Below are 21825 nucleotides of genomic sequence, written 5' to 3' on the forward strand. Positions count from 1 at the left end.
GCGGGGGCGCGGTGCCCCCGCCCCGGCGCGGCCGGGCGCGCGGGGTCAGCCGTCGAGCTCGGCGAGGGTGGCGTTGGACGGCGCGGTGGTGGCGCGCAGGTCACGGGCGACGGACTCCGCGTCCCGCAGGACGCGCAGCGGGTTGTGCCAGGTCAGCTTGGCGAGGTCGGCCTCGGACCAGCGGCGGGAGAGCAGCTCGGCGACGAGGTTGGGGTAGCCGGCGACGCTGTCCAGGCCGTCGGGGAGGAACGCGGTGCCGTCGAAGTCGCCGCCGATGCCGAGGTGGTCGATGCCGGCGACCTCGCGCATGTGGTCCAGGTGGTCGGCCACCGTGGCGGGGGTGGCGCGGGGGCGCGGGTGGGCCTCCTCGAAGGCGCGCTGGACGGCCATCCCGGCCGGGGTGGTGTCCAGCGGGTCGTGGCCGTGGGCGCGCATGTTCGCGTCGGCCCGCCGCGTCCACTCCACGGCGGCGGGCAGGATGAACTTGGGCACGAAGGTGGCCATGGCGACGCCGCCGTTGCCCGGCAGGGCGGCCAGCACGTCGTCGGGGACGTTGCGCGGGTGGTCGCACACCGCGCGGGCCGAGGAGTGCGAGAAGAGCACGGGGGCGCGGGTGACGCGCAGGGCGTCGCGCATGGTGTCGGCGGCGACGTGGGAGAGGTCCACGAGCATGCCGCAGCGGTTCATCTCGCGCACGACCTGCTCGCCGAAGGCGGTGAGGCCGCCGTGCCGGGGCGCGTCGGTGGCCGAGTCGGCCCAGTCGATCGTGTCGTTGTGGGTGAGCGTCAGGTAGCGCACGCCCAGCTCGTACAGGCCGCGCAGGGTGCCCAGCGAGTTGCCGATGGAGTGGCCGCCCTCGGCGCCCATCAGCGAGGCGATGCGGCCGCTCGCGCGGGCGGCCTCGACCTCGTCGGCGGTGCGGGCGAGCGCGAGGTCGCCGGGGTAGCGGGCGGCGAGCTGCCGCACGGCGTCGACCTGCTCCAGACAGGCGGTGACGGCGGCGTCCCCGGCCAGCGAGGACTTCACGTACACCGACCAGAACTGCGCGCCGACGCCGCCGGCGCGCAGCCGGGGCAGGTCGGTGTGCAGCAGGCCGCTCAGGTCGGTGGCGATGTCGCGCGCGGTGAGGTCGTAGCGGACCTGCTCGCGCAGCGCCCAGGGCAGGTCGTTGTGGCCGTCGACGACCGGGTGCGCGGCCAGCAGCTCCCGCGCCCGCTCCAGGGGGACGTCCCCGTCCACGCCCTCAGCCCCCGAACCCGAAGCCGGCGCCGCCGGCGACCTTGTTGCGCAGGCGGCGGCCCTTCTCGGTGGCCTGCTGGTTCAGCTCCTGCTGGAAGCCGCGCATGCGCTCGCGCAGCCCCTCGTCGTGCGCGGCGAGCATCCGCACCGCGAGCAGCCCGGCGTTGCGCGCCCCGGCGACGGAGACGGCGGCGACGGGGACGCCCGCGGGCATCTGCACGATCGACAGCAGGGAGTCCATGCCGTCCAGGTACTTCAGCGGCACCGGCACGCCGATGACCGGCAGCGGGGTGACGGAGGCGAGCATGCCGGGCAGGTGGGCGGCGCCGCCCGCGCCGGCGATGACGGCCTTCAGCCCGCGGTCGGCGGCCTCCTCGCCGTAGGCGACCATCTCGCGCGGCATGCGGTGCGCGGAGACGACGTCCACCTCGTAGGGGACCTCGAACTCCTCCAGCGCCCGCGCCGCCGCCTCCATGACGGGCCAGTCGGAGTCGGAGCCCATGACGATCCCGACGAGGGGGCTGGGGCGGGCGTCGCTCATTCGGTGATCGTCCCTCGCAGGTAGTCGGCGGCGTGGCGGGCGCGCTCGCGCACGTCGGCCAGGTCCGTCCCGAAGGTGTTGACGTGGCCGACCTTGCGGCCGGGCTTCACGTCCTTGCCGTACATGTGGATCTTGAGCTGCGGGTCGCGGGCCATGCAGTGCAGGTAGGCGCCGTACATGTCCGGGTAGTCGCCGCCGAGCACGTTGGCCATGACCGTCCAGGGGGCGCGCGGGCGCGGGTCGCCCAGCGGGAGGTCGAGCACGGCCCGCAGGTGGTTGGCGAACTGGGAGGTGACGGCGCCGTCCATCGTCCAGTGGCCGGAGTTGTGCGGGCGCATGGCCAGCTCGTTGACCAGCGTGCGCCCGTCGCGCGTCTCGAACAGCTCCACCGCGAGGTGGCCGACGACGTCCAGCTCCTCGGCGATGCGCAGCGCCAGCTCCTGCGCGGCGGCGGACGCCTGCTCGGACAGCCCGGGCGCGGGCGCGATCACGGTGTCGCAGACGCCGCCGACCTGCACCGACTCCACCACCGGGTAGGCGACGGCCTGCCCGTGCGGGGAGCGCACGACGTTGGCCGCGAGCTCGCGGACGAAGTCGACCTTCTCCTCGGCCAGCACCGGCACCCCGGCCTTGAACGGCTCGGCGGCCTCGGCCTCGCCGTGCACGACCCACACGCCCTTGCCGTCGTAGCCGCCGCGCACCGTCTTCAGCACCACCGGGTAGCCTCCGCCGGCCCGGGCGAACGCGGTGACGTCGGCGGGGTCGGCGACGACGCGGTGCCGGGGGCAGGGGACGCCCAGCGCGTCGAGCCGGGCGCGCATGACGCCCTTGTCCTGGGCGTGCACGAGCGCCTCGGGCCCGGGGCGGACGGGGACGCCGTCGGCCTGGAGGGCGCGCAGGTGCTCGGTGGGCACGTGCTCGTGGTCGAAGGTGACCACGTCACAGCCGCGGGCGAAGGCGCGCAGCGTCTCCAGGTCGCGGTAGTCGCCGAGGACGACGTCACCGGCGACCAGGGCCGCGGAGTCCTGCGGGGTGTCACTGAGAAGCCTGAAGCGGACCCCCAGGGGGATGCCCGCCTCGTGGGTCATACGTGCTAGCTGGCCGCCACCGACCATGCCGACTACGGGGAACGTCACGTGCCCAGGGTACGGGGCGGCGGGGCGTGGTTAGCATGAGGTGGGGGCTGACCGAACCGAGACGGGGCGTTGACGACCGATGGCTGACCACCTGCCGCTGACCGCCCGGATGCGACGGCTCCTGCGCGAGCTGGCCAAGTTCGGGACGGTCGGGGCTTTCGGGTTCCTGGTGAACGTCGCGGTCTTCAACCTGTGCATCCACAGCTTCGGCCTGGCGCCGGTGCGCTCGGGGGTCGTCTCCACGGCGGTGGCGGTCGCCACGAACTACGTGGGCAACCGCTACTGGACGTACCTGCACGCGGAGAAGAGCCGGGTCAAGCGGGAGGCGACGCTGTTCCTGCTGTTCAACGGCGTCGGCATGGTGATCGAGAACGGCGTGCTGGCGCTGTCCCACTACGGGCTGGACTTCACCTCCCCGCTGGCGGACAACGTGGCCAAGTACGGCGTCGGGATGGGCCTGGCGACCGTGTTCCGCTTCTGGTCCTACCGCACGTGGGTCTTCCGCGGCCGGGCCTCAGCCGGTGAGCTCGGCGAGGCTGACGACCTCCCGGCTGAGAAACAGCGCAAACACCGGCGGGTGCTGCTGTAGCAGCTCCAGGCGGCCGCCGTCGGCCTCCGCGAGATCGCGGGCGACGGCGAGGCCGAGCCCGGTGGAGTTGTGCCCGCTGACGGTGCGCTCGAAGACGCGCGAGCCCAGCTCCGGGTCGACGCCCGGGCCCTCGTCGGTGACCTCCACGACGACCTGGTTGCCGGTGACGCGGGTGCGCAGCGCCACCGTGCCGCCGCCGTGCACCAGGGCGTTCTCCACCAGCGTCGCCAGCACCGTGGCCACCGCGCCGGGGGTGCCCACCGCGCGCAGCCCGGCCTTGCCGGAGTGCACGATGGCCCGCCCGGCGCCGCGGTAGGCCGGGCGCCACTCCTCGACCTGCTGGAGCACCACTTCGTCCAGGTCGAAGCCGACCGCCGAGGTGGAGCGGGCGTCGCGGCTGTTGGTGAGCAGCCGCTCGACGACGTCGGTGAGCCGCTCCACCTGCGCGAGCGCGATGGCCGCCTCCTCCCCGACGCTCTCCGGGGCCTCCGGGTGGGAGGCGGTGTGGACGATCTCCTCCAGCCGCATCGACAGCGCGGTGAGGGGCGTGCGTAGCTGGTGGGAGGCGTCGGCGGCCAGCCGGCGCTCGGCGGTGAGCATCCGGGCGATGCGCTCGGCGCTGGCGTCCAGCACGTCGGCGACGCGGTCCAGCTCGGGCACCCCGTAGCGGCGGTGGCGCGGGCGCGGGTCCCCCGAGCCCAGGCGCTCGGCCGTCTCGGCGAGGTCGGTGAGCGGGGCGGCGACGCGCCGGGCCTGCTGGACGGCCAGCAGCGCGGCGGCCACGATCGTCAGCGCGGCGACGGCCAGGATGATCAGCAGGATGCGCCCGACCTCGTCGGTGACCACACTGCGCGGCTGCTGGACGGTGACGGCCTCGCCGTTGCCGCCGGTGGCCCGGGCCTCGATCACCTCGCCCCGCGGCCGCTCGCCGTGCGCGATCGGCGACTGGCCGGGCAGCTCGATGCGCACGTACCGGTCGGCGGGCACCGCGCTGCGCATCGTCTCCCCGGTGACCCGCTCCCCGGCCGCGAGGCGGGCCTCGACGACGGCGACCAGCCGCGCGGCCTCGGACTGGGTCGTCTCGTACGCGCTGCGCTCGATCGCCCGCGTCTCGATGACGACGATCGAGGCGCCGAAGACGGCGATGACCACGAGCACGACGGCGAGCGTGGAGTTGATCAGGCGGCGGCGCATGGCTGGTGGTCGTCCCGCTCCCCGCTAGTTCTTCTCGAAGCGGAAGCCGACGCCGCGCACGGTGGAGATGAAGCGGGGGTTGCCCGCGTCGTCGCCGAGCTTCTTGCGCAGCCAGGAGATGTGCATGTCGAGCGTCTTGGTGGACGACCACCAGGTGGTGTCCCACACCTCGCGCATGAGCTGGTCGCGGGTGACGACGCGGCCAGCGTCGCGCACCAGCACCCGCAGCAGGTCGAACTCCTTCGCGGTGAGCTGGAGCTCGTCCTCGCCGATCCAGGCGCGGTGGGACTCGACGTCGATGCGCACGCCGTGCGTGGCCACCGGCTGCGCCGGCTCGGCGGTGCCGCGGCGCAGCAGGGCGCGCACGCGGGCGAGCAGCTCCGCGAGGCGGAACGGCTTGGTGACGTAGTCGTCGGCGCCCGCGTCGAGGCCCACGACGGTGTCCACCTCGTCGGCGCGCGCGGTGAGCACCAGCACGGGGAAGGTGCAGCCGTCGGTGCGCAGCCTGCGGCAGACCTCCAGGCCGTCCATGCCGGGCAGGCCGAGGTCCAGCACGACGAGGTCGATCTCGCCGTGCCGGCCCGCCTCCAGCGCGGCGGGCCCGTCCTCGCGCACCTCGACCTCGTACCCCTCGCGGCGCAGCGCGCGGGCGAGCGGCTCGGAGATGGACGCGTCATCCTCGGCGAGCAGTACTCGGGTCATGGCCCGATGGTAGTCCCGCTGACCAGGGGATCGGGCCCGGATGCCGGGGTGCGGCGGGACCGGGGGCACCCAAGTGGTCTAGTCCAGAAACCTCGGAGTCGAACCGGGCTTTCACCATGGAAAGACAGAAGTAAATAGCTTCTTTACCTGTGATCCATGCCTCATTGGTCTTCGGTCAGCGTGTCAGTCTGGCGTAAAGTGGCTGCGCTTCCCCTGGGGGAGCCCGGAGCCGCGGCGAGAGCGGGCCGGCGGCAGGTCCGCCGGTGCCGCCCCCGTACCGGCCCCGGAGCGGCCGGGACGGACCACCCGGCCCTTTTCCTGTGCGGACCGGCGCCACCGGCCCGCGCCACCCCCCGTCCGGGCGCCCGCCCCCACCCCGTGGCGCGCGTCCCGAACCCACAAGGAATCTCCATGGCGTCCAGCATGACGAAGGACGGCGCCACCCCCGGCGGCGACGCGACCTTCTTCGGCCACCCGCGCGGTATGGCCACCCTCTTCATGACGGAGATGTGGGAGCGCTTCTCCTGGTACGGGATGCGCGCCATCCTCGTCCTCTACCTGGTCGCGAGCGTGCTCGACGGGCCGCTCGAAGACCGCGAGGCGCTCGCGGCCTCCATCTACGGCGTCTACAACGCCACGGTCTACATGACCTCGATGCCCGGCGGCTGGGTGGCCGACCGGCTGTGGGGCGCGCGCAAGGCCGTCCTGGTCGGCGGCATCGTCATCGCCGCCGGCCACTACACGCTCGCCCTCCCCAGCGACGTGGCCTTCTTCATCGGCCTCGGGCTGATCGCGGTCGGCACCGGCCTGCTCAAGCCGAACATCTCGGCGATGGTCGGCGGGCTCTACGTGGGCCAGAGCGGCGCACGCCGGGACGCGGGCTTCACGCTCTTCTACATGGCGATCAACATCGGCGCCCTGGCCGCGCCGCTGGTCGTCGGCACCCTGGGCCAGAAGGTGAACTGGCACCTGGGCTTCGGCGTCGCCGGCGTGGGCATGACCCTCGCCGTCGTCCAGTACGTGCTCGGCGGCAAGCACCTCGGCGACGTCGGCAAGCACCCCAGCAACCCGGCCACGCCCGCGGAGAAGCGCCGCGCGCTCCACCGCACGCTGCTGTGGGGCGGCATCGCCGTCGCCGCGCTCCTGGCCGACCTGGCGCTGGGCACCTTCACCGTCGAGCACGTGGTCAACCTGCTGGCCGTCCTCGGCATCGTGCTGCCGATCGGCTACTTCTGGGTGATGTTCCGCAGCCCGAAGCTGACGGCCGAGGACCGGCCGAAGATCATCGCCTTCGTGTGGTTCTTCGTCACCGCCGTGCTGTTCTGGATGATCTACGACCAGTCCGGCTCGCTGCTGACGATCTTCGCCGACACCAAGACCGACCGCTCCATCGGCGGCTGGGAGTTCCCGGCCTCCTGGTTCCAGTCGGTCAACCCGGTCTACGTCATCATCCTGGCGCCGATCTTCGCCGCCCTGTGGGTGCGGCTGGCCCGGCGCAACCGCGAACCGAGCACGCCGGTGAAGTTCGGTCTGGCCATGCTGCTCATCGGCGGCTCCTTCGGCCTGATGGGCCTGGCGGGCGCGGCCGCCGCGGCCAGCGACACCAACAAGGTGACGGTGTTCTGGCTGCTGGGCGTCTACCTCGTCCAGACGCTGGGTGAGATGTGCCTGTCCCCGGTGGGCCTGTCGCTGTCGACCAAGCTCGCGCCGAAGGAGTTCGTCAGCCAGATCATGGGCCTGTGGTTCCTGGCCACGGCCACCGGCAACGCGCTCAACGGCTGGGTGACGCGGCTCAACGGCCCGCTCGGCGACGCGCTGTACTACACCATGTGGGCCGTCGTCGCGGTGGCCGCGGGCCTGGCCTTCATGGCCGGCGCCCGGCGGATGCGCACGCTGATGGGCGACGTCAAGTAGGAACCCCGGGGCGCGACGGCGCCCGACGGGGGCAGCGGACGGCGGTGGGCCGGAACCGGCGACGGTTCCGGCCCACCGCCGTCCGCCCTCCGCCCCGGCGTCGGGGAGGCGCCCACAGGCGCGACATGCCGAGGCGCGGCACGGACGCACGGCCGCACGGCCGCCGGGCGCGAGCCGTACGGCTCTCCCGGACGCCGGGGAGACCCACGCGGTGCTACGTGCCGGGGCACGGCCGGGTGGGCGGTGGTGTCCGGCGCCGTAGTTCGGTCCGGACGGCGCCGGGCCGCCGTCCGTGCGAGGGGCGGCCAGGGCGCGGCGCGGGCGTGCGCCTGCCGGGGCGCGGCCCGTCCGCGCGGCGGCCGGGGCGGAGGCGAGCGTGCGCCGCCCGGGCGTGCGGCGGGTGTCGGGCGCCGACGCGGCGCGTTGGGCCGCGCCGGGGCATCGCCCGCCGGACGCGCGAGAGCGCCACCCGGACGCGTGGGCCGGGCGACGCCGAAGGGGTGGGGCCGGGGTTACGGGGCGGGGGTCAGCTCGGCCCAGACGGTTTTGCCCACGCCGTCGGAGGCGTAGCTGACGCCCCAGTCCCGGCACAGGCGCTCGACGATGAACATGCCGTGCCCGCCGGGGCGCCCGGCCTGGTGCGGCGTGCGCGGGGCGGGCTGACCCCCGCCGCCGTCGATGACCTCCAGCCGCAGACCCGCGGCGGCGCGCGCGATCCGCACCTCCTTCGGCCCGCCGGCGTGCAGGCAGGCGTTGGTGACCAGCTCGGAGACGACGAGCAGCACGTCCTCGGCGGCCGCCTGCCGCTCCGGGTCGGGCGCGGGCAGCCAGCCCCAGTCGCGCAGGGCCTCGCGGGTGAAGTCGCGCGAGCGCTGCACCGCCCCGCTGGCGCCGACCAACCGCAGCCGCCGCACCTGGCGCGCGGCGGCGCGGACCTGCCCGGCCGGTACCGGGGCGGGGGCGGCCGTGGCGTCGGCCGGACCGGGCGCCATGGCCGCCCCGGCCTCACGCGCCGAAGCCTCGTCAGGCTCCGGGCCGAGCTCGCCCGCCGCAGAGGGCCGGGTGGTGCTCATCAGTGCTTCACCTCACCGGTACACCGAGTTTGATTTCTCACCGTCCGCCCCGCGCGCGGGAAACGGCTGCCGACAGATACAGAGGATCTCCTGCCCGGACGCGTCGTGGGAACACCCACGGATTGTCCGGTGGTGTGTGACGCGCCTAACGCCTCACACACCGGGTAGCTCGGAGAGGGCGTCGTCCACGGTGCCGTGGACGGTGAAGACCGCCCCGGCGCCGGTGATCTCGAAGACGCGGGCGACCGCCGGCCGCATCCCCGCCAGGTGCACGCCGCCCCCGGCGGCCTCCGCCTCCAGGCGGGCGCTCAGGAGCACGTTGAGCCCGGTGGAGTCGCAGAACTCCAGGCCCGAGCAGTCCACCACCAGGCGCTCGCAGCCGTCCCTGACGGCCTCTTCGAGTGGCGAACGCAACACGTCCGCGGTGTGGTGGTCAAGCTCACCCACCGGGGCGACCACGACCGTCCCGTCCTGCCGACGCACCCGCACCGACAACCGGCTCCGGTGACCCGTACTGCCGGGCATCGCCCCGTCCATGCACACCTCTTCCGCCTCGTCACGGCGGGCTCGCCGCCGATGCCGACCGCTGCTTCTACCCCCGTGTTCGCACGTTCGAACCTTACGCCGTGACGTCCGACACCGGTACCGGGGCAACCACCCCAACTCGCGGGAAACGGACATACCGCACTTGCCACGTGGTCACCACACCGGGTAGGCCTAATAGGCAGCAGAAAACCAGCACGTCAGCCATGGAGGCGCCGCACCTCGCAGTGCACGTCACGGCTCCGGCAGCCTTATGCCGGTCAACAATGGAGGACACCCATGTCACCCCAGCCCGCCGAGGTGCGCCCCGAGCGCGTCACCCCTGAGGAGACCGACCCTGTCACCCAGGTACCCGCACTCGGCCCGGACTACACCGCACTGGACGACCTCGACGGTGAGCTAGCCGGGCTCCCCGCCATCCCGCCGTACGACGCGGTGGGGGCGGTCGACGCCCGAGCCCTGTCCAAGACGCTGTTCGACCGTCTGGCCCTGCTGGAAGAGGGCACGCGCGAGTTCTCCTACGTGCGTACCACCCTGGTCGAGCTGAACCTGGCCCTGGTGAAGTTCGCCGCCACCCGCTTCCGCTCCCGCAGCGAGCCGATGGAGGACATCGTCCAGGTCGGCACGATCGGGCTCATCAAGGCGATCGACCGCTTCGAGCCGGTGCGGGGCGTGGAGTTCCCCACCTTCGCGATGCCGACGATCATCGGCGAGATCAAGCGCTTCTTCCGCGACACCTCCTGGTCCGTGCGCGTGCCGCGCCGCCTGCAGGAGCTGCGCCTGGATCTCGCCAAGGCCGGTGACGAGCTGGCCCAGCGGCTCGACCGCGCGCCGACCATCGCCGAACTGGCCGACCGGCTGGACATCTCCCGCGAGGAGGTCGTCGAGGGCATGGCCGCCAGCAACGCCTACACCGCCAGCTCCCTGGACGCCCAGCCGGAGGAGGACGACTCCGAGGGCACGCTCGCCAGCCGCATCGGCTACGAGGACCACGACCTGGAGGGCATCGAGTACATCGAGTCCCTCAAGCCGATGATCGCGGAGCTGTCCGACCGGGACCGCCGCATCCTGTCGCTGCGCTTCGTCGCGGGCATGACGCAGTCGGAGATCGGCGAGGAGCTGGGCATCTCGCAGATGCACGTCTCGCGGCTGCTCTCGCGCACCCTGACCCGGCTGCGCAAGGGCCTGACCATCGAGGAGTGAGGGCCGCGCCCTCGGGGTGAGGGGCCCGTCCGGACGCACCCGTCCGGACGGGCCCCTCTCTCCGTGCCGCCTTCCCCGTGCCGCGAGACCCCCTCCCCGCGGCACGGGCGCCCGGCGCCGGTCCCGTGACGCCGAGCGCGGGACACGCGACCCCGGCGCCGGGCCGCCGGACGCACGCGGCGCACGCGGGGCGCCGGACGCCGGGGGCGGACGCGTCGGCCGCCGCGCGGGGCCCGCGCGGGAGTCGACCGGGTGCGGGACGGGCGGGCCGGCGGTGTGCGTGCCGAGTTGCGCGGGACCGTGATCGGAATCACACAATGTGGTGGGTGCGACGCGACGCGTCCCCGTTTCGACGCCTGGCTCGCTTGGTCTCCGGGAGGTCCCCAGTGGCGCGACGGCACACGGTCGGCAGGTCCACGGTGGCGGTGCTGGCCCTGGCGCTCGCCGCCGGGGCCTGCGGCACCGCCCAGACCGGTTCGGCGGAGCCCGCCGGAGCCGCCCCGCAGCCCGCCCGGCCGGCCGGGCCCGCCCCGTCCCCCGTCGCCGACTCCCGGGGCGGCGGCCCGGCGGCCCCGGCCGCGCCGCGGGGCCTGACCGTGCGGCCGACCGGGCCGGAGTCGGTCCGGCTGAGCTGGGAGCCGCCACCGGACGCGGGCACGGCGGCCGGGGCCGTCGAGCGCTACCTCGTCTTCCAGCAGGGCACGGCCACACCCGTGGTCGAGGTGGCGGCGGACACGCTGGAGACGGAGATCACCGGCCTGGAGGCGGGCATCAGCTACACGTTCACCGTCCGCGCGGTGAACGCCGCCGGCCACGCCTCGCCCGACTCCGCGCAGGCCGACGTCACCCTCCCCGCCGAGGGCCCGCTCCCGCCCGCCGTGCCGGGCCCCTCCTAACCCGCGCGGGCCCCCGGGTCCCGGCCCAGGTAGGCCACCAGGCGCTCCCCCGGCCCCCCGCCCGGGGGCACGTCGCGGGGGGCGTCGAACAGCGGGGCGCGGTCCGCGGGGGGCACCAGCAGCGGGGCGACGCGCAGCAGGTCGGCGGCGAGTGCGGGCGGGACGGGCCGGTCGCGGCCCCTGGCCCGGTGCACGTCCCAGCCGTGCACCGCGATCTCCAGCGCCCCGGCGCCGGTCACCGCGCTGGTGGTCGTGCGGCTGCCGCCCAGCGCCACGGCGCGCCGCGCGCGGTCCGCGGCAGTCCAGGCGGCCAGCAGCCGCCCGGCCCGGCGCCGGAACGCGGTGGCCGGGTCGGCGGCCGTGTGCGCGTCCTCCGCGGCCGGCGCGAGGGCGATCTCCCCGGTGTCCACCCCTTCCTGAAGCGCCGTCAGCGACTCGTTCAGGTGCCGCAGCAGGGTGCGCAGGTCCCACGCGCGGCACGGCGTCGCGCGGGCCAGCTCGGCCGCCCTCAGCCCCGCCACGGCGCCCAGCGCGTACCCGATCGCGCGCTCCAGCAGTTCGGGCCCGTCCGGGAGAGGCGGCACGGCGCGCCCGCCGCGCGTGCCCGGCGAGGTGCCCACGGCTACGGGGTCGGGCCCCGGACGGCCAGGACGCGGGGGGCGGGGGGCGCGGGTGCGGGCATGGCCACTCCTCGGAGCCGTGCGTGCGATTCCTGTCAGCGGTACCGACGGGAGCCGCGCGCGGAACTCATCGGTGCCACACGCGCTCCCCGCGCCGCCAGACGTCGGTGACGAGCGGCACGCCGGGCCGGTAGGCGAGGTGGACGTGGCTGGGCGCGTCCAGCAGCACCACGTCGGCGCGCGCCCCGGGGCGCAGGCGGCCCACGTCCTCGCGGCGCAGCGCCGCCGCGCCGCCGGCGGTGGCCGACCACACCGCCTCGTCCGGCGTCATGCCCATCTCGCGCACGGCGACGGCGACGCAGAACGGCATGGAGCTGGTGAAGGACGAACCGGGGTTGCAGTCGGTGGACAGGGCGACGGTGACCCCCGCGTCGAGCAGGCGGCGCGCGTCGGGGTAGTCCGCCCGGGTGGAGAACTCGCAGCCGGGCAGCAGGGTGGCCACGGTGCTGCCCGCGGCGAGCGCGGCCACGTCGGCGTCGGTGAGGTGGGTGCAGTGGTCGGCCGAGGCGGCGCCCAGTTCGACCGCGAGCTGCACGCCGGGGCCGTAGGTGAGCTGGTTGGCGTGCACGCGCGGGAGCAGGCCGCGCGCCACGCCCGCGGTGAGCACCGCGCGGGCCTGGTCGCCGTCGAAGGCACCGCGCTCGCAGAAGACGTCGACCCAGCGGGCGTGCGGGGCGCAGGCGTCGAGCATGGGCCCGGTGACGAGGTCGACGTACCCGGCGACGTCGTCCGCGTACTCGGGGGCGGCGACGTGGGCGCCCAGGTAGGTGACCTCCTCCAGCCGCGTCGCGGCGATCCGCAGCGCCCGTGCCTCCTCCTCGGGGGTGAGGCCGTACCCGGACTTCGTCTCCAGCGTGGTGGTGCCCTGGCGCAGCGCCTCGCGCACGTGGCGGTCGAGGGTGGCGGCCAGCTCCGCGTCGGAGGCGGCGCGGGTGGCGGCGACCGTGGTGCGGATGCCGCCCGCGCTGTAGGGGCGGCCGGACATGCGCGCGTTGAACTCCTCGGTGCGGTCGCCGGCGAAGACCAGGTGGGAGTGGGAGTCGACGAACCCGGGCAGCGCCGCGCGGCCCTCCGCGTCGAGCGCGGTGTCGGCGGCGGGCGCCAGCCCGGTGGGGCCGACCCAGGCGACCCGTTCGCCGTCGATGACGAGGGCGGCGTCGCGCAGGACGCCCAGCGGCCCCGGCCCGAGCTGCGGATCGCCGGTGGCCAGGCTGCCGATGTTGCGGATGACGGTGGTCGCGGCCACGGGGCTCCTTCGCTTCGGGGCGCTTCGGGGACGGTGCGGGGGCACCGCGGGGGTGCGGTGCGGTCGGCCGCCCGGGTGCGGGGACCCGGGCGGCCGGGTCAGTCGGCCGGGCCCGGCAGGACGGCGGCGACGGCGGAGGCCAGCGCGGCGGCCGGGTCGGGCACGTCGCGGTGCGCCCCGTCGCGCACCACCATGCGGCCGGCGACGACGGTGTGCCGCACGTCGGCGGCCCCGGCCGCGAAGACGGCGGTCTCGGCCGCCCGGTGCGGCGCGGGCCCGGCCGTGCGCACGGTGTCGAGGGCGACGGTGGTGAAGTCGGCGGGTGCGCCCGGCGTGAGGCGGCCGGCCTCCGGCCAGCCGAGCGCGGTGTGGCCGGAGGCCGTGGCCGCCCGGAGCAGCCCGGCCGCCGTCCAGTGCCCGCGCGTGCGGGTGCGCAGCCGCTCGTCCAGCTCCATGGCGCGCGCCTCTTCCAGCAGGTCGATGACGGCGTGGCTGTCGCTGCCCAGGCTCAGCGGGCTGCCCGCCCGCTCCAGCTCGGCGGCGGGGCCGATGCCGTCGGCCAGGTCGCGTTCGGTGGTGGGGCACATGCACACGCCGGTGCCGGAGTCGCCGAGCGCGGCGATGTCGGACTCCGTGAGGTGGGTGGCGTGCACGGCGACGGTCCGCGGGCCGAGCACGCCGTGGTCGGCGAGCAGCTCGGTGGGCGTGCGGCCGTGCGCGGCCAGGCACGCCTGGTTCTCGGCGGGCTGCTCGGAGAGGTGGACGTGCAGCGGGGCGTGCCGGGCCGCCGCCCACCGGTGGACGGCGGCCAGCTCCTCGGCGGGCACGGCGCGCACCGAGTGGATGGCGGCGCCGACGCGGGTGGTGGCGTCGGCGGTGAGCGCGCTCGCCCGTTCCGCCCAGGCGTCGGCGCTGCCGTCGGAGAAGCGCTGCTGCGCGCGCGTGGGCGGCTGCCCGAACCCGGCCGACAGGTAGCAGGTGTCCAGCAGCGTCAGCCGCACCCCGGCGTCGGCGGCGGCGGCGATCAGGGCCCGCCCCATCGCGTTGGGGTCGGCGTAGCGCCGTCCGCCGGGCGCGTGGTGGAGGTAGTGGAACTCCCCCACGCAGGTGATGCCGGCCAGCGCCATCTCGGCGTAGGTGGCGCGGGCCAGGGCGTAGTAGGTGTCCGGGGTGAGCCGGTCGGCGACGCGGTACATCGCGTCGCGCCAGGTCCAGAAGGTGCCGCGGCCGGCCTGCACGGTGCCGCGCAGGGCCCGGTGGAAGGCGTGCGAGTGGGCGTTCGCGAGCCCGGGCAGCGTCAGGCCGCGCAGCACGCGGGCGCCGGGCGGCGCGGCGGGCACACCCCGGCGGACGGCGCGCAGGCGGCCGTCCGCGACGTCGAGGACGACGCCGTGCTCCACCCGGTGCTCCACCCAGGCGTGCTCCGCCCAGTAGACCACCGGCTCCGCGCCCCCGCCGGGACGCCCACCCCCCGGCTCCGCGGCCGGCTCCGCGCCGCCGTCCGGGGGTGCTGCCGGACCCTCCGTCGCGGCCCTCGCCGCTCCGGCGCCCGGGTGCGGGGCCGTGCCGGGGTCCGGGGCCGTCTCCGGGGCCGCTCCGCGGCTCGCCGTCGCGGCCCGGGGCGGTTCCGGGCGCGGCCGCGGGGGGCGGACGGGTTGCGCGGTCGTGGGGTCCGGGCCGGTCTCCGTCAGCGGCACGCGAGGTCCTCCAGTACGTCGGCGAGTGCGCCGACCCCGGCCAGGCAGTCGTCCTCGGTGGCCTGCTCGGCGGGCGAGTGCGAGACGCCCGTGGGGTTGCGCACGAACAGCATGGCCGTGGGCACGGCGGCGGCGAGGATTCCGGCGTCATGTCCCGCACCGGTCGGCAGCACGGGGGCGCCGCCGAGCCGTGCGGCGACGCGGTCGCGCAGCGGGTGCGCGAACTCCACCACCGGGGTGAACGACTCGCGCACGACGCCGACGTCCACGCCCTCGGCGCGCGCGTGCCCGGTGGCCGCCCGCTCGACGGCGGTGACGACGCGCGCGAGCGTCTCCTCGTCCGGCGCCCGCGAGTCCAGCCAGCCGCGCACCCGCGAGGCGATGGCGTTGACGCCGCCGGGGTCGACGGCGACCTTGCCGAACGTGGCCAGCGCGCCGGCCGCCGCGGCCTGTTCGCGGGCGGCGAGCACGGTGTGGGCGTAGGCGAGCATGGGGTCGCGGCGGTCGGCGATGCGGGTGGTGCCCGCGTGGTTGGCCTCGCCGCCGAAGTCGAACCGCCAGCGGCCGTGCGGCCAGATCGCGGAGGCGACGCCGACCGGGTGCGGGGTGTCGGCCAGCGCCCGGCCCTGCTCGACGTGGAGCTCCACGAAGGCGCCGACGCGCGCCAGCCGCTCCGGGTCGGGGCCGATGGCCTCCGGGTCGTACCCGGCGCGCTCCATCGCCCGCGCGAGGGTGACGCCGTCGGCGTCCCGCAGCTCCCGGGCCGCCTCCGGGGCGAGCTGGCCGGCGGTGAGCCGGGACCCGGTGCAGGCGAGGCCGAACCGCGCGCCCTCCTCGTCCCCGAAGTTCACCACGGCGACGGGGCGGGCGCACCGTGCGCCGCGGGCCTTGAGCTCGTCGAGCGCGGCGAAGGCCGAGACGACGCCCAGGGGGCCGTCGAAGGCGCCGCCGTCGGGCACGGAGTCCAGGTGGGAGCCGGTCACGACGGCGTCCCCCGCGGCCGGGTCGCCCAGCCAGGCCCACTGGTTGCCGTTGCGGTCGGTCTCGTAGGACAGGCCGCGCGCCATGGCCTCCGCCTGGAACCAGGCGCGGCAGTCGGCGTCGGCCGGGGTCCAGGCGTAGCGCCGGTACCCGCCGGTCTCGGCGCTGCGGCCGACGGGCGCCAGCTCCCGCCACATGCGGTGGAAGCTCACGCCCGCTCCCCGTGCTCGCGCATCGGCACGCGCACGCCGCGCTCGGCGGCGACCTCGTCGGCCCGCTCGTAGCCCGCGTCGACGTGGCGGATGACGCCCATGCCCGGGTCGTTGGTCAGCACCCGGTGGATTTTCTCGGCGGCCAGCGGCGTGCCGTCGGCCACGGTCACCTGGCCGGCGTGGAGGGAGCGGCCCATGCCGACGCCGCCGCCGTGGTGGAGGGAGACCCACGACGCGCCCGAGGCGACGTTGACCATCGCGTTCAGCAGCGGCCAGTCCGCGATGGCGTCGGAGCCGTCGAGCATCGCCTCCGTCTCCCGGTAGGGGGAGGCGACGGAGCCGCAGTCCAGGTGGTCGCGGCCGATGGCCACCGGGGCGGACAGCTCGCCGCTCGCCACCATGGCGTTGAACCGCTCGCCCGCGCGCTCGCGCTCGCCGTAGCCGAGCCAGCAGATACGGGCGGGCAGCCCCTGGAAGTGGACGCGCTCCCCCGCCAGCTCGATCCAGCGGGCCAGGGACTCGTTCTCCGGGAAGAGGTCCAGCACCGCCCGGTCGGTGGCGTGGATGTCGCGCGGGTCGCCGCTGAGCGCCGCCCACCGGAAGGGGCCCTTGCCCTCGCAGAACAGCGGCCGGATGTAGGCGGGGACGAAGCCGGGGAAGTCGAACGCGCGGCCGTACCCGGCGAGCTGGGCCTCGCCGCGGATGGAGTTGCCGTAGTCGAAGACCTCGGCGCCCGCGTCCTGGAAGCCGACCATCGCCTCCACGTGCCGGGCCATCGACTCGCGGGCGCGGGCGGTGAAGTCGGCGGGCCGCTCGGCGGCGTGGGCGGCCATGTCGGCGAAGTCGACGCCGGAGGGCAGGTAGGCCAGCGGGTCGTGCGCGCTGGTCTGGTCGGTGACGATGTCGACGGGCGCGCCCATCTCCAGCAGGCGCGGCACGACGTCGGCGGCGTTGCCGAGCACGCCGATCGACAGGGGTTCGCGCCGGTCCCGGGCGGCGGTGGCCAGCTCCAGGGCGTGTTCCAGGGAGTCGGCGCGCTCGTCGAGGTAGCGGTGCTCGATGCGCCGGTCGATGGCGCGCGGGTCGCAGTCGACGCACAGGGCCACCCCGCCGTTCATGGTGACCGCCAGCGGCTGGGCGCCGCCCATGCCACCGAGCCCCGCGGTGAGCGTGATCGTCCCGGCCAGCGAGCCGCCGAAGCGCTTGGCGGCGACGGCGGCGAACGTCTCGTAGGTGCCCTGGAGGATGCCCTGCGTGCCGATGTAGATCCACGAACCGGCCGTCATCTGGCCGTACATGGTCAGGCCCAGGTGCTCCAGGCGGCGGAACTCCTCCCAGTTCGCCCAGTCGCCGACGAGGTTGGAGTTGGCCAGCAGCACGCGCGGGGCCCACTCGTGGGTCGTCATCACGCCGACGGGGCGGCCGGACTGCACGAGCATCGTCTCGTCGGCCTTGAGCGTGCGCAGGGTGCGGACCATGGCCTCGAACGACGGCCAGTCCCGGGCGGCCTTCCCCGTTCCGCCGTAGACGACGAGCTTCTCCGGGTGCTCGGCGACCTCCGGATCGAGGTTGTTCTGGAGCATCCGCAGTGCGGCCTCCTGCTGCCAGCCGAGCGCGCTCAGCGTGCCGCCGCGCGGTGCGCGTACGGTGCGCGGCCTCTGGTGCCCCGCCCGTCCGTCCTGTCCCGCCATGACCCCTACCTCCCGGTGTCGCCCGCGGATCGAGATATTCACACACTGTACGGGGTGAATAGTTCTAGTCAACAGGGCGCGGGGGCGCACGGAGCCCACGGCAGGCCGGACTCGGCGGGACGCGGAGGCGGGGCGCCCGTGGACCGGAGTGGACGCACACCAAGGCGGACGCGTACCGAGGCACGCGCGGAGGCGGGGCGCGCGCGGGGCGCGCACCGAAGGCGTCCGCGATGCGCCGACGGGGCGGCCGGGCAGGTGCCAGGGCGCAGGCGGCGGGGGCGCGCGGGGCGCACGGCGTGATGCACCGCGCGGGGTGCGGGACGGGCCGCGACCGATACGCACGGAGCACGGGCGCCGTACGGCCCTCCGGCCGCGCGGACCGCCGGCCGAGCGGGGAGGGCGCCGAGGACGCGGCGGGCGGGAGGCGGTACGCACCCGGCCCGGGCGCGCGCCGGACGGGGAGGGCGCCGGGGCGCGGTGCGGTCTCGCGCGGGCGTCGGCTCCTACAGCGAGGCGATGACGCGGTCGGCGAGCACGTAGACGGTCTCGTCGCCGCAGGCGAACGTCAGGGCGTACCCGCCGAGGACGCCGGAGCCGCCCAGCAGGAGGGGGGCGACGCCCGCGCGCAGGGACGCGGCCAGCCGCTCGGCCGTGTCGCGGTGACCGGGGGCGAGGCAGACGGTGGTGCCGTCGGCGAAGACGTACACGTCCAGCGTGCCCAGCGGGCCCGGGCGCACGTCGCTCAGCTCCGTCCCCGCCTCGGCGACGGCGGCCAGGAGGGCCACGGTGCGCTCGGCCTCGGGGGCCCCGGCACCGGGTCCGGGCTCCGCTCCGGCGGCGGGCACGAACGCCGCGCCCTCGGCGGACCCGGGCGCCACGGGTTCACCGGAGAGGGTGTGGTGCGGGTTGGAGGGGTGCCGCCGACGGGCCGCGGCGCGCGCGGCGGCCTCCGCCTCGGCGGACGCCTCCGGCCCGGCGTCCGCGGACCCGGCACGCGCCTCCCGCTCCGCGTCCGCCTGCTCGGTGTGTGCCCGCGGCTCGACGGGCGTCTCCGGCTCCCGGAGCGCCTCCGGCTCGGCGGGGGGCGGCGCGTCGGGGCGCGCGGCGGTCTCCGCGGGCGTGGGCCGCTCCCCCGGGCCGTGCTCCCCCGGGCCGCGGGCCGCCGGGGCCTCCGTCCGCGGGTCGGCGGGCGGGGCCGGGGAGGCGCGGCGGTCGGGCTGCCGCGGGAGGACCGGGCCGGTCTCCGGCGCGGCCGTCACCTCGTCCAGCAGCGCGTCGAGCAGCGCGGCGTCCAGGGCGCTGACCTCGTGGTCCGGGCAGCCGGGGAGCGCACCGGGGGCGGGGCCGTAGGGGGTGCCGAACACGTCGTCGTCCCGGGCGTCCTGCGCGGCCCAGAACGCCCGCGCCTCGGCCATCTCCCGCTCCCGCTCGGCGGTGAGCGCGTCCGCCACCGCCGTCCGGACGTCCTCCAGGGCGGGCGCGGGGCGGGAGGCGGGGACGGCGGCGCCGCCCGCGGCGTGCGCCGCGAGGTCGCCGCGCAGCCCGGCGACCTCGCGGCGCAGACCCCGCACCGTGTGCAGGGCGAACCCGCTCAGCACCGCGACGACCACGACGGCCAGCAGCAGGATGAGGGATATGGCGATCACTGACGTTCTCCAGACTCGGCTACGGCCCTGAATTCCTACCTCAGCTTTACCGCGCCGACGGTTCAAGCACAGCGGAAAACATCACAAACCGCACACTCTGTACAGGGGCAAGCTTTGGCCAACGCTGCTGTGATCTGCGAAAAGGCTACGCCCCCAGGACATACATCACATCCTGAGGGCGCTCGGATCTCGTCCCGGTCTCGACCACCGCACGCTTCGCGCACGATCCCACCGGCACCGCGCGGGCCCCGGGGGCCGCGCGACCCGGCCGGGACCGCACGGCCCCGGCCCGCGCGGCGCGCCGGGGCCGCCGCGCCGGTCAGCTCAGCCGCTCGATGACCATCGCCATGCCCTGGCCGCCGCCCACGCACATCGTCTCCAGACCGAACTGCTTGTCGTGCGTCTGGAGCGAGTTGATCAGCGTGGTGGTGATGCGCGCACCGGTCATGCCGAAGGGGTGGCCGACGGCGATGGCGCCGCCGTTGACGTTCAGGCGGTCCAGGTCGACGCCCAGGTCCCGGTAGGAGGGGATCACCTGGGCGGCGAACGCCTCGTTGATCTCCACCAGGTCCATGTCCCCGACCGTCATCCCCGCGCGGGCGAGCGCCTGCCGGCTCGCCTCGACGGGGCCGTAGCCCATGATCTCCGGGGAGAGCGCGGACACCCCGGTGGAGACCACCCGCGCCAGCGGCGTGACGCCCAGCTCCCGGGCCTTGGTGTCGGACATGATCACCAGCGCCGCCGCGCCGTCGTTGAGCGGGCAGCAGTTGCCCGCCGTCACCAGGCCGTCGGGACGGAACACCGGCTTCAGCCCCTCGACGCCCTCCAGGGTCACGCCGGAGCGCGGGCCGTCGTCCTTGCCGACGACCGTGCCGTCCGGGGTCGTCACCGGCGTGATCTCGCGCTCCCAGAAGCCGTTCTCGATGGCCTGCTCGGCGAGGTTCTGCGAGCGCACGCCGAACTCGTCCATCTCGCGCCGGGTGACGCCCTTCTGGCGGGCGAGGTTCTCGGCCGTCTGGCCCATCGCGATGTAGACGTCGGGCAGCTCGCCGTTCTCGCGCGGGTCGCTCCAGCCCTCGCCGCCCTGCTCGGCGCGGGCGGCCGTGCGGGCCTCCGCGTCGGCGAAGAGCGGGTTGTGGGTGTCGGGCAGGCCGTCGGAGGTGCCCTTGACGCTGCGCGAGACCATCTCGACGCCGGCCGAGACGAACACGTCGCCCTCCCCGGCCCTGATCGCGTGCAGGGCCATCCGCGTCGTCTGCAGGGAGGAGGAGCAGTAGCGGGTGATGGTGCAGCCGGGCAGGTGGTCCATGCCGAGCTGCACGGCCACCACCCGGCCCAGGTTGTGGCCCTGCTCGCCACCGGGCAGGCCGCAGCCGAGCATGAGGTCGTCGATGTCGCGCGGGTCGAGCTGCGGCACCTTGGCCAGCGCCGCCCGGATGATCTCGGTGGTCAGGTCGTCGGGGCGGACGTCCTTCAGCGAGCCCTTGAAAGCACGTCCGATCGGCGAACGGGCGGCAGAAACGATCACGGCTTCAGGCATGACGGCTCCAAGATGACGGGCGGGGCAGGACTGCCTGGGAAGCTACCCGTGCGTAAACCCAAGGTCACGCCCCCCGGAGTGTGACACCGCTCGCAGGCCCCCGCACGGCGGTACGGCCGCGCACCCGGCATCACGGAGTCGGAACAATCCCGACTCTTTCCCGCGTTGGTCTGGTGGACTAGCGTGCGGCTTTTGCTCAACCATTACCCTGATCACAGAAGCCGTGCCGTGCGGCCATGGAGGAGTGAGATGAGGAGCAGCAACCCGGTCTTCTCGCGTCGGGGGTTCAGTCGGGAGGGCCACGCCGGCTTCCAGGCCGGTCAGGCACAGGCAGGGAACCCCTACGCGCAGCCCCAGGCCGGAAACCCGTACGCCCAGCCGCAGGCTGGCAACCCCTACACGCAGACGCAGCAGGGCGCCCCGCCCGCCGCCCCGCCGCAGGCCGGCCGCATGACGATGGACGACGTCGTCTCGCGCACCGCGCTGACGCTCGGCACGGTCGTGGCGACGGCCACGGTGGCGTGGATCACCGACGTCGGCCTGGGCCTGGCGATCTTCGCCGCGCTCGTCGCCTTCGGCCTCGGCCTGTGGCAGTCCTTCAAGGCGAAGGCCTCGCCGCCGCTGATCCTGGCGTACGCCGCGTTCGAGGGCGTCTTCCTCGGCGCGATGAGCAACTACGTCAACCAGTTCGCGCCCGGCGCGGCCATGCAGGCGGTGCTCGGCACCATGGCGGTCTTCGCCGCGGTGCTGTTCCTCTACAAGACGCGGATCATCCGGGTCAACGCCCGCTTCACCCGGTTCGCCATCGCGGCCGGCATGGGCTACGCCCTGCTGTGCCTGGTGAACCTGGGCTTCGCGCTGTTCGGCGCGGGGGACGGCTGGGGCTTCCGCACCGGCGGCATCGGCATCCTGATGGGCATCGCCGGCATCCTGATCGCCTCGCTCTTCCTCGCCCTGGACTTCAAGCAGGTCGAGGACGGCATCGCCTACGGCGCGCCGCGCGAGGAGTCCTGGCTGGCCGCCTTCGGCCTGACCATGACGCTGGCCTGGATCTACCTGGAGTTCCTGCGCCTGGCCTGGATCCTCAACAGCAGCGACTGAC

General features: G+C 75.3%; 19 protein-coding genes. 5 read left to right on the forward strand and 14 right to left on the reverse strand.

Annotated features, from left to right (window positions below):
• Positions 1-45: 45 nt before the first annotated feature.
• The 3 genes from OSB71_RS20205 to OSB71_RS20215 are packed head-to-tail and all read right to left on the reverse strand — an operon-like array spanning position 46 to position 2916.
• Positions 46-1239, reverse strand: a complete 1194-nt coding sequence (locus OSB71_RS20205; RefSeq protein WP_265950012.1) for a dipeptidase — start codon at positions 1237-1239, stop codon at positions 46-48.
• Between the two features lie 4 nt (positions 1240-1243).
• Positions 1244-1780 carry a 5-(carboxyamino)imidazole ribonucleotide mutase gene (purE, locus tag OSB71_RS20210; protein ID WP_265950014.1) on the reverse strand — a complete coding sequence of 179 codons (537 nt, stop codon included), beginning with the start codon at positions 1778-1780 and terminating at the stop codon, positions 1244-1246.
• Positions 1777-2916: a 5-(carboxyamino)imidazole ribonucleotide synthase gene (locus OSB71_RS20215; RefSeq protein WP_265950016.1), complete on the reverse strand. Its 1140-nt coding sequence runs from the start codon at positions 2914-2916 to the stop codon at positions 1777-1779. Before OSB71_RS20215 ends, purE begins: the two co-directional genes overlap by 4 nt.
• Before the next feature lie 79 nt (positions 2917-2995).
• Here OSB71_RS20215 and OSB71_RS20220 point away from each other — a divergent pair, with 79 nt between their 5' ends.
• Positions 2996-3505 carry a GtrA family protein gene (locus OSB71_RS20220; protein WP_265950017.1) on the forward strand — a complete coding sequence of 170 codons (510 nt, stop codon included), beginning with the start codon at positions 2996-2998 and terminating at the stop codon, positions 3503-3505.
• Here the strand turns inward: OSB71_RS20220 and OSB71_RS20225 are convergent.
• Complete coding sequence (locus tag OSB71_RS20225) at positions 3431-4699, reverse strand: sensor histidine kinase (RefSeq protein ID WP_265950019.1); 1269 nt, start codon at positions 4697-4699, stop codon at positions 3431-3433. The genes OSB71_RS20220 and OSB71_RS20225 overlap by 75 nt on opposite strands.
• A 24-nt stretch (positions 4700-4723) precedes the next feature.
• Positions 4724-5401, reverse strand: a complete 678-nt coding sequence (locus tag OSB71_RS20230) for a response regulator transcription factor (protein ID WP_265950020.1) — start codon at positions 5399-5401, stop codon at positions 4724-4726.
• 411 nt (positions 5402-5812) lie between these two features.
• On the opposite strand from OSB71_RS20230, the gene OSB71_RS20235 reads away from it, so the two are divergent.
• Complete coding sequence (locus OSB71_RS20235) at positions 5813-7315, forward strand: peptide MFS transporter (protein WP_265950022.1); 1503 nt, start codon at positions 5813-5815, stop codon at positions 7313-7315.
• Positions 7316-7827: 512 nt separating this feature from the next.
• Here the strand turns inward: OSB71_RS20235 and OSB71_RS20240 are convergent.
• Positions 7828-8388 carry an ATP-binding protein gene (locus tag OSB71_RS20240; RefSeq protein ID WP_265950024.1) on the reverse strand — a complete coding sequence of 187 codons (561 nt, stop codon included), beginning with the start codon at positions 8386-8388 and terminating at the stop codon, positions 7828-7830.
• A gap of 153 nt (positions 8389-8541) precedes the next feature.
• The gene (locus tag OSB71_RS20245; RefSeq protein WP_265950025.1) at positions 8542-8925 is read right to left on the reverse strand and encodes an STAS domain-containing protein; all 384 of its coding nucleotides are present in this window, start codon (positions 8923-8925) and stop codon (positions 8542-8544) included.
• Between the two features lie 285 nt (positions 8926-9210).
• On the opposite strand from OSB71_RS20245, the gene OSB71_RS20250 reads away from it, so the two are divergent.
• Both OSB71_RS20250 and OSB71_RS20255 read left to right on the forward strand, forming a co-directional pair.
• Positions 9211-10134, forward strand: coding sequence for an RNA polymerase sigma factor SigF (locus tag OSB71_RS20250; protein ID WP_265950027.1), 924 nt, complete (start codon positions 9211-9213; stop codon positions 10132-10134).
• 386 nt (positions 10135-10520) lie between these two features.
• The gene (locus OSB71_RS20255; RefSeq protein WP_265950028.1) at positions 10521-11030 is read left to right on the forward strand and encodes a fibronectin type III domain-containing protein; all 510 of its coding nucleotides are present in this window, start codon (positions 10521-10523) and stop codon (positions 11028-11030) included.
• Here the strand turns inward: OSB71_RS20255 and OSB71_RS20260 are convergent.
• The 7 genes from OSB71_RS20260 to OSB71_RS20290 all read right to left on the reverse strand — a co-directional run bounded on the left by OSB71_RS20260 (position 11027) and on the right by OSB71_RS20290 (position 20723).
• A complete protein-coding gene (locus OSB71_RS20260) occupies positions 11027-11650 on the reverse strand; it encodes a TIGR03086 family metal-binding protein (RefSeq protein ID WP_265950030.1) in 624 nt (207 codons plus the stop codon). The genes OSB71_RS20255 and OSB71_RS20260 overlap by 4 nt on opposite strands.
• A 127-nt stretch (positions 11651-11777) precedes the next feature.
• Entirely contained in the window at positions 11778-12956 is a 1179-nt protein-coding gene (gene hutI, locus OSB71_RS20265) for an imidazolonepropionase (RefSeq protein ID WP_265950031.1), read from the reverse strand.
• A gap of 98 nt (positions 12957-13054) precedes the next feature.
• Positions 13055-14395, reverse strand: a complete 1341-nt coding sequence (locus tag OSB71_RS20270) for a formimidoylglutamate deiminase (RefSeq protein ID WP_265950033.1) — start codon at positions 14393-14395, stop codon at positions 13055-13057.
• 248 nt (positions 14396-14643) lie between these two features.
• Complete coding sequence (locus OSB71_RS20275; protein WP_265950096.1) at positions 14644-15831, reverse strand: allantoate amidohydrolase; 1188 nt, start codon at positions 15829-15831, stop codon at positions 14644-14646.
• A gap of 11 nt (positions 15832-15842) precedes the next feature.
• Positions 15843-17537 (reverse strand): urocanate hydratase, encoded by a 1695-nt coding sequence (gene hutU, locus OSB71_RS20280; RefSeq protein ID WP_265950035.1) that lies wholly within the window; start codon positions 17535-17537, stop codon positions 15843-15845.
• A gap of 503 nt (positions 17538-18040) precedes the next feature.
• Positions 18041-19183, reverse strand: coding sequence for a hypothetical protein (locus tag OSB71_RS20285; RefSeq protein WP_265950037.1), 1143 nt, complete (start codon positions 19181-19183; stop codon positions 18041-18043).
• 319 nt (positions 19184-19502) lie between these two features.
• Entirely contained in the window at positions 19503-20723 is a 1221-nt protein-coding gene (locus OSB71_RS20290; protein WP_265950039.1) for an acetyl-CoA C-acetyltransferase, read from the reverse strand.
• 249 nt (positions 20724-20972) lie between these two features.
• Between OSB71_RS20290 and OSB71_RS20295 the strand changes: the two genes are divergently transcribed.
• Positions 20973-21824, forward strand: coding sequence for a Bax inhibitor-1/YccA family protein (locus OSB71_RS20295; RefSeq protein ID WP_265950040.1), 852 nt, complete (start codon positions 20973-20975; stop codon positions 21822-21824).
• The last annotated feature ends 1 nt before the right edge of the window (position 21825 follow it).

Origin of the sequence: Streptomyces marinisediminis (assembly GCF_026262575.1) — a bacterium.
GTDB lineage: Bacteria > Actinomycetota > Actinomycetes > Streptomycetales > Streptomycetaceae > Streptomyces > Streptomyces marinisediminis.